The sequence below is a fragment of the Marivita sp. genome, assembly GCF_051859345.1.
In the GTDB taxonomy this organism is placed as follows: Bacteria; Pseudomonadota; Alphaproteobacteria; order Rhodobacterales; family Rhodobacteraceae; genus Marivita.
Genome location: NZ_JBHYFV010000067.1, coordinates 1 through 7,990, shown reverse-complemented (window position 1 = coordinate 7,990; position 7,990 = coordinate 1). Strand labels below are relative to the sequence as shown.

Genomic DNA, 7,990 nt, shown 5'->3' with positions numbered 1-7,990 from the left:
GTGATCTATGATCGGCACACCATCCGGGGTCACGTCAATGATACCGCCCCATTGTTCAACGATCCTGGCATCGCGAAACATCGGAAAGCTGCGTCTGACATCGCTCAAAGCCTTTTGAAGGCCGGGCGTTCTGGGGTCTGGATCAAGGACACGGCAGCGTTCAAAAGGCGTGACAGCATCGGCCGACCAGCGCCGTTGCATCGTCACAGCCTGCCAGAACGAAGCGTCCAGAGTCAGCGAGATATCGCGGCTGTTTTCCCGCAATCCGGCAAGGAATTTCGGCATGAGCCGAAACGCATCAGGTGTGATCTGGACCGGCGACCGTCCCCGTTGGGCAATTGTATATCCTCCGTCCAGCCGGGGGCGGATGCCGAATTGGCCATTGCCGAATGTAAAGGAAGGTCCGTTCGCGACAGGGCTGGTTCTGAGAACCGAGCCCCGGACCCGCAATTGCGGAAGGTCGACCCCGAGATTGCCCGCGAACACCCGAGACCAGGCACCTCCGGCCAATATGACAAGATCGGTCTTTATCGGACCACGCTCGGTGATGACGGAACTGACCTGCCCGGCCGACATCTCGATACAGCGGGCCGCACAGCCTTGCAGGATTGCAGCACCTGCGTCTTGTGCCCCAAGGGCAATTGCTGCCGTCGCAAGGCCGGGTTCTGCCCTGCCGTCGTCGTGTGTCAGCAACGCGGTGTTCTCGGTTAGCGATGCGCCGGGGAAAGATGTCGCAAGCTCTGACCGACCCAAACGCCGCACGTTCAAATCAAATTCCTGCGCATCCTTCTCGACCCGGTCGAGCCATGCGAGTTCGGCAGATGTCGCAGCGCCGTAAACGATGCCCGAGCGCCGAAATCCGGTTTCCCGCGACGTACGGGATGCCAGTCCTTCCCAGATGCGCAGGCTTTCTATGCCAAGCGGATACTCGGTGCGCGCCCGGCCCATGCGGCGCACCCATCCCCAGTTCCGCCCGGATTGTTCTCCGGCGATACGTCCCTTTTCCAGCAGGGCCACGCGAAGCCCCTGCTCTGCCGCCCAAAGCGCGGCGGAACATCCCACAATCCCGCCGCCGATGATCACCAGATCGGCGTGATCCGGAACGCTTTCTTGGGTCTGGACGGGTGTCACAATCGGGCGCATTCTAGAACCCCGGTTCGTATCGCCAATTGACAGACAGCTCTGGCACGCTGGCACTGTTCGGCAGCATGACGATCTCAGCGACAAGATGCGCCAAGTCTGCCGGTTGCGTGATTTCATGGCGCGGGAGATCATGGTGCAACGTCCTGTCGGTCGCGACAAATCCCGGACAGACCGCGCAGGCCCGTACGCCGGAATCCCACCCGGCGCGGCGCGCAGCATGAGACAGGGCAACGGCGGCGTGTTTGCTCATCTGGTATCCGGCATTCAGCCCCATCACCCGCCGACCGGACAAAGACGCCACCACAATCACCCGACCCGACCCAGAACGGCAGAGCGACGGCAGTGCCGCACGGGTCAGACGGAACGGCGCCTTGACGTTCACGGACAAGAGCTGTTCGAGCACCTCCTCCATTTCATCGTCGGGCTGCGGGGTTTCCGGCATCAATTCCAAAGGGCCACCGATACCGGCATTGTTGACCAACACGTCTATCCGCCCAAACCGGGCTTCTGTCGCTGAAACAAAGGCCCTGGCCGCCAGCGGATCTTCGGCTTGATACCGGACGATGAGCGGATCAAGCTTGACCAAGTCTTCCGGCAAATCCTTTGGGTGTCGCACTCCGAGGGCAAGATCAAAGCCCCGTTCCGCCAAAGCCTGCGCGATCGCAGCGCCTATCCCGCGATTGGCACCGGTGATCATGGCAACACGCGCGCTCATGTCGCCACACTCGGGCTTGCCTTGATACAGGCGGCCTTCCACCCAGGCCCCATGTCCCGGAACGTGGGAACCGCCTGTGCGCACTGATCTTCCGCCACCGGACACCGTGTTCTGAAGGGGCAACCCGAGGGCGGGTTTGCGGGGCTGGGCAATTCGCCGGGAAGGACTCCATGCGCGCTGTTGTCCTTTCGCGGATGCAGCGACGGCGTCGAGGACAGCAAGGCGCGCGTGTAGGGATGCGCCGGGCGACCGAACACCTGGTCGGCCGGGCCTTCTTCGACGATGCGACCAAGATACATCACCACAATTCGCGTACACAGATGGCGCACCACATGCAGGTCATGGCTGATGAACAACATCGCCAAATCCAGATCCCGACGCAGGTCCATCAACAGGTTCACGACCTGCGCCTGGATCGACACATCCAGCGCCGAAACCGGTTCGTCGGCCACGATATAATCCGGTCGGGTGGACAGCGCGCGCGCAACGGCGATCCTTTGGCGTTGACCACCGGAGAATTCATGGGGACGCCGATCTGCGGCTGTGGCGGGCAGGCCCACCTGTTCCAGCAGCCGGGCGATTTCGGTCTTTACCTCGGTCCGCGGCACGATCTGGTGGATGCGAAGGCCGTCGCCGACCTGTGCGCCAACCGTACGGCGCGGGTCCAGCGATCCAAATGGATCCTGGAACACCATCTGCATCCGGCGGGTGAGGCCGCGTTTTTCCACGGCGGTCAGGTTTGCAAGATCACGCCCTTCGAACCGCATTTCGCCAAGGGTCGGGGCGTCGAGCCCCAGCATCATCCGCCCGAGTGTGGACTTGCCGCAGCCGGACTCACCAACCACGCCAACGGTTTCGCCGCGCGCGATTGTCAGCGACACATCTCGCACAGCCCAGATATCGCGGGGGCGTCCCAGTAGACCCTGCCGCATCGGGAAATTGCGGCCAAGTCCGCGCGCTTCGACCAACGGGTTTTCCGAGGGCGACATATCAAACATCACGTTACCTCTTTCCAGCGGATACACCGGGTGACACGATCTTCGGCCGGGCTTTCAGCCACCGGCGGAGCGGCTTCGCATTCAGGCCTGGAATAGGCACACCGGGGGGCAAATCGGCAGCCGGGTGGCATCGCATGTGGTGGCGGAACGGTTCCCGGTATCGCCATCAACCGGTCTGCCGCACCTTCAGGGACCGAGGCGATCAACGCGGCGGTATAGGGGTGACGCGGCCGCGAGAACACATCCGCCACAGACCCGGCTTCGACCACTTCGCCCGCATACATCACGACGACGCGATCCGCGATTTCCGCAACCACGGCCAAATCATGGGTCACAAAGATCAGACCCATTTCGGGATTAGCCGCTTTCAGCTCCTGGAAAAGCTGCAAGATCTGGGCCTGAATTGTCGGGTCCAGAGCCGTTGTCGGCTCGTCGGCAACCAGAAGACGGGGATTGTTCGCCACGGCCAGAGCAATCATCGCCCGTTGCCGCTGACCGCCCGAAAGCTCATGGGGGTACGCCCTGTAGCGACGTTCGGGGTCCGGAATGCCCACTTTACGCAACAGGTCGATCACCCTTGGCTGCATGTCGCCCTGACCGTCCCGGCCTTTGAGGGCTTCAGCCAGTTGTTCGCCGATACGGTGTACCGGGTTGAGCGCCGCAGTCGCGTCCTGAAACACCATCGAAATCTCTTTGCCCCGAAAGCTGCGAAACTCGGATTCATCCAGCGTCGCCAGATCGGTCACTGTCCCGTCTTTTGACCTGTAGAGCACGTTACCCGTGTTGACCTCCAACTGGTCAGGCAGAAGACCCATCACCGAAAGGCTGGTGAGGGTCTTGCCCGACCCGGACTCTCCGACCAAGGCAACCGTTTCGCCCGATTGTACGGTCAAATCCGCTTGGCGTACCAGTTCGAGGCTCCGGTCATTCGTTTCCAGCGAAATGCCCATGCCCCGAATTTCAAGCAGCGGGCCGTCCTGTGCAGCCACGCTGCGGGCCGGTGTCATCACTCGGGTTGACCGGCGCAGCCAAAGCGCGCCCCCTGCGGTGACATCGCGCGGATCAAGCACCGATTGCAGCCGGTCACACAGAAGGTTGAAGGTCAGGATCGTGCCCGCCAAGGCCAGCGACGGCCAGACGAGCAGCAAAGGCGCTGCCTCCATCGCGCCGCGCGCCGCGCGGATCATCAGACCCCATGACGGAGTTGGCGGCACAACGCCGAGTCCCAGAAAGCTGAGCCCGCTTTCGATCATCATGGCTGACGCGACCACCAAGGACATCTGCACAAGAAGCGGCGGCATCACATTGGGCAGGATCGTGCGCCAGAGAATGGCCAGCGGGTGCGCGCCCATGGCAATCTGCGCCGTGACAAAATCCAGAGAGCGCACCTGCAACGTCGCGGCATAAACGACGCGCGCATAATTCGGTGTGTAAAGCAGCGTCAGCGCCAGCATCAGCGGTCCGGTGCCAGCGCCAAGGATCGTGACCACTAGCAGCGCCAAAAGCAGAGGGGGCAAGCACAGGATCACTTCCGATGCGCGCACCGTCACGACTTCGACGACACCCCGGAAATACCCGCCCAGCAACCCAAGCGCCGTGCCAAGCACCGCCGCCATCAAGGCAGAGCCGACGGCGATAAACAAAGACGCCCGCCCACCCCAGATGAGCCGTGACAGCACGTCGCGACCAAATTCATCCTGGCCCAGCAAGTGGTCCGAGGACGGGCCGGCAAAGCGGTTCGGCACATCCATGCTGCGCACGTCCTGCAACGGCAAGACAGGTGCCAGCACGATCAGGACGATGATCACTGCCACGATTCCGCCAGGCAACAGCAGCTTGCGGGTGTTGGCGTTCATGACTTCACCAGCGAAATGCGTGGATCAAGCAGCGCGTTCACGACGTCGATGACGAGGTTCAGGAACACAAACAACACCGACACGGTTATGACGATCCCGACCACCTCGGGATAGTCGCGGGCATCGACTGCCGACACCAGGTACCCTGACAGTCCGGGCCAGTTGAACACGAACTCCACAAGAACCGTCCCTCCGATCAGGGTGCCCATTTCCAGACCGGTGATGGTCAATACCGGGATCATCGCATTGCGGATGACATGGCCACGCAGGATCGGGTTCCGGGCCAACCCCTTGGCCCGCGCGGTCCGCACATGATCCCGTTCAAGGACTTCGATGACAGAGGCGCGGGTCATTCGTGTGATCACGGCCCAAAGGCTAAGCGCCACCGTTCCCGCAGGCAGGATCAGAAGTTTCAGATGTTCGATCGGATCATCCGCAAAAGACACGAACCCACCGGCGGGAAGCCATTGCAATTGCTGTGCAAAGATCAGGATCACGACGGACCCGACGACAAAGACGGGGGTGGAGAGCGCTATCGAGGACATCAAAGATACGACAGCATCCGCCTTTCCTCCGGATCGGATCGCCGCATAGGTTCCCAAAGGGATGCCGAAGACCGCCGCAAGCAGCGTCGCCGCCGCGATCACTTCAAGCGTCCTTGGCAGACGTTGGGCGATCTGCCCGGAGACGGACGCGCCATCACGAAATGACGCGCCCAGATCCCCGGTAAGAACACCGCCCAGATGGCTGAGATATTGCTGCCAAAGTGGCTCGTTCAGCCCCATTTGTTCCCGCAAGGCGGCCACTGCCTTTGGATCTGCGGCAATGCTGCCCTGACTGAGCAAAAGCTCTGCCGGGTCGCCCGGTATCAGGTGCAACAGCAGGAAGACGAGACTGACAACGATCCACACGAGGAAGATCGCAACGAGGCTTCGGTAGGCGATATATCTCAGCATCTTTTCTCAATCAGCCGAAGAACGTGTCTTCCATCGTGATGCCGGAATAGAAGGTCAACTGACCGGGAAGATTCGAGAACCCGTTGACATTCGCCTGCATCCCATAGCCCTGAGCCCGCCACGCAAGCCCGACAATCGGCGCTGTTTCGATCGCCACACGTTCCAGTTCGCGATAGATCTCCTTGCGCTCGGCGCTGTCAAAAGACGCTCTGCCACGGGCAAACAGCTCTGTGATTTCGGGCGTTGGCATCCCAAAGCTGCGCACGAAGCTGGCTGGCAGGCTGCCATCCACAACGTTCACAAGCCCGTCGGGGTCGTTGTTGTCGGCCGTGGTGCCCATGATCGCCAGATCGTACTGGCCTTCATTGCCCTTCTGAACACGGCTGGACCATTCCGGCAGGTCAAGCTGCACGTTTATTCCAATCATGGAAAGATAGGCCTGGCATACTTCGGCAGTGGATTGGTGCATGCCGTATTGCGCCGTGGATAGCATCGTGCAGGTGAACCCGTCCGGATATCCCGCTTCGGTCAAAAGTTCTTGTGCCTTTTCGGGATCGTAGTTCCACGCGTTGGAGAATTCCGGATTGTAGAATTCGGACTGCTCTGCGATGGGCAAATGTTCAAGCGAACCGCCGCGCTCGTAGAACGCCGCCGCAACGATATCCTCGCGTTTGATGGCATGGGCTGCAGCCCGACGCACCAAGGGATTGTCAAATGGCGGACGGCTGGCGTTGAACGTAAGATACATGAACGGTCCGTCCACGACATCCAGCTTCAGAGCGTCGTTTTCTTCCACCTGAGCCATCGCCTGCCAAGGCACATATTCGGCAAGATCGACGTCGCCCGCCTCAAGAGCGGCCACGCGCAGATTTTCATCCGCATATACAATGGCTTCGATCCCGGCGACCTTGGGCAATCCGTCTTTGTAATAGCCATCATAGGCCTTGAGGCTGATTGAGACACCTCGGTCGATCTCTTCCAAAGTGAACGGCCCAGCGCCAATACGGGTGTCCTTCGGTTCGCCTTTCTTCAGGATCGGCATGTGATAATGGGCAAACCAGCCCGGAAGCACCGCCAATGGTTCGTCGGTGATCATGCGGACCGTCTTGTCATCGGGGGTTTCCACGCTGGTGATCAAGGAAAGCTGGCCTTGCCGGAATGCTGCGTTGTCGGGATTTGCCACCTCGGCGATTGTCCATGCGACGTCCTCGGCGGTGACTGGCGATCCATCATGCCAAGTCGCGTCGCGCAGTTTGAAGACCCACGCGCCCTCGTCGTCTGCCTCCCAGCTTTCCGCCAACTCGCCGCGCAACATCCCGTCAGGTCCATAGCTGAGTAGACCCCGGTGCATCAGCAGCTTGATCGTGCCCGCAGCGGTGCCGGTGGATGTCCATGCCTCGAAGTTCGGGGGAAATGCCGACAACGCAAACCTGAGCGTTTGTCCGTCCTGCGCAAATGCGCCGCGAGGACCAAGAAAGGCCAAGCCCCCGGCAGTTGCCATTGTGCTGGCCAAAAAGCCTCGGCGATTGAGTTCGTTTGTCATTATATGTCTCCTTTGTTGGGTTTTGAGGCTCTTGTGCGGCCCTTTGCTATTGAAGTCTCACGTTGGTTATTCAGCTGCGATCGCGATTTCCTCGGGACTGCCATAGCCCCCGCCACCGGGTGTGATGACTTCCAGCCATTCGCCGGCGCGAAGCATTCCCTGACCACGCTCAAAGGTGGGCGTTTCGGGACTTGTGACAAACCCGCCATGTCCCCCTGGGCCACCACCCTCCAGCCCCCAGGAGCGTGAAAGATTGCGGGAAATGTCGACCCGCACGAGGCAGTCTTCGGTCGCGCGATACACACGCCGCAAGCCCATCCCACCCCGGTGTTTGCCAGTCCCACCCGAGCCATCAATCAGTTCGTAGCGTTCCAGAACCAGCGGGTATTCCACCTCAAGCGCTTCGACCGGGAGATTCGATGTGTTCGTGGCATGGACATGAATTCCATCCAGACCTTCCGCGTCCGGCCGCGCACCACCGCCGCCGCCAATCGTTTCGAGGTACACCCAATATGTGCCAGCCTCCGGGCCGCTTTGTCGGGTTCCCGAGAAAAGGGCGACGGTGCAGGTGGAATTGGTACAGGCAGAGACACGGTCAGGCGCGGCCTGCGCCAAGGCGCCAAGGATCAGATCCGCTACCCGTTGGCAGGTCTGCACCCGGCCATTCACCGCAGCAGGGTGGCTGCAATTGAGGATCGTGCCTTCCGGTGCCGTGACACGGATCGGCCGGGCCAGTCCCGCATTGGGCAGAACGGTTGGATCAACGACTGATTTAACGA

The 7,990-nt window shown here is 60.9% G+C and carries 7 protein-coding genes; all 7 read right to left on the bottom strand.

Annotation, left to right across the window (positions count from 1 at the left end; all coding sequences use genetic code 11):
• A partial coding sequence (locus tag ACTIEN_RS21375; RefSeq protein ID WP_439525172.1) for an NAD(P)/FAD-dependent oxidoreductase occupies window positions 1-1,143 on the bottom strand: 1,143 nt, incomplete at its 3' end.
• Window position 1,144: 1 nt separating this feature from the next.
• Window positions 1,145-1,858: an SDR family NAD(P)-dependent oxidoreductase gene (locus tag ACTIEN_RS21370; protein WP_439525171.1), complete on the bottom strand. Its 714-nt coding sequence runs from the start codon at window positions 1,856-1,858 to the stop codon at window positions 1,145-1,147.
• Entirely contained in the window at window positions 1,855-2,856 is a 1,002-nt protein-coding gene (locus ACTIEN_RS21365) for an ABC transporter ATP-binding protein (RefSeq protein WP_439525170.1), read from the bottom strand. The genes ACTIEN_RS21370 and ACTIEN_RS21365 overlap by 4 nt, the downstream gene beginning before the upstream one ends.
• Window positions 2,856-4,712, bottom strand: a complete 1,857-nt coding sequence (locus tag ACTIEN_RS21360; protein ID WP_439525169.1) for a dipeptide/oligopeptide/nickel ABC transporter permease/ATP-binding protein — start codon at window positions 4,710-4,712, stop codon at window positions 2,856-2,858. Before ACTIEN_RS21360 ends, ACTIEN_RS21365 begins: the two co-directional genes overlap by 1 nt.
• On the bottom strand, window positions 4,709-5,668 hold the full coding sequence (locus tag ACTIEN_RS21355) for an ABC transporter permease (RefSeq protein ID WP_439525168.1): 960 nt from the start codon (window positions 5,666-5,668) through the stop codon (window positions 4,709-4,711). The genes ACTIEN_RS21360 and ACTIEN_RS21355 overlap by 4 nt, the downstream gene beginning before the upstream one ends.
• 10 nt (window positions 5,669-5,678) lie before the next feature.
• Complete coding sequence (locus tag ACTIEN_RS21350; protein ID WP_439525167.1) at window positions 5,679-7,211, bottom strand: ABC transporter substrate-binding protein; 1,533 nt, start codon at window positions 7,209-7,211, stop codon at window positions 5,679-5,681.
• Window positions 7,212-7,277: 66 nt separating this feature from the next.
• A partial coding sequence (locus tag ACTIEN_RS21345) for a hydantoinase B/oxoprolinase family protein (protein ID WP_439525166.1) occupies window positions 7,278-7,990 on the bottom strand: 713 nt, incomplete at its 5' end.

Coding starts and splice junctions, on each gene's coding strand:
- ACTIEN_RS21370 (WP_439525171.1), bottom strand. CDS start 1,858: ATGAGCGCGCGTGTTGCCATGATCACCGGTGCCAATCGCGGGATAGGC.
- ACTIEN_RS21365 (WP_439525170.1), bottom strand. CDS start 2,856: ATGTTTGATATGTCGCCCTCGGAAAACCCGTTGGTCGAAGCGCGCGGA.
- ACTIEN_RS21360 (WP_439525169.1), bottom strand. CDS start 4,712: ATGAACGCCAACACCCGCAAGCTGCTGTTGCCTGGCGGAATCGTGGCA.
- ACTIEN_RS21355 (WP_439525168.1), bottom strand. CDS start 5,668: ATGCTGAGATATATCGCCTACCGAAGCCTCGTTGCGATCTTCCTCGTG.
- ACTIEN_RS21350 (WP_439525167.1), bottom strand. CDS start 7,211: ATGACAAACGAACTCAATCGCCGAGGCTTTTTGGCCAGCACAATGGCA.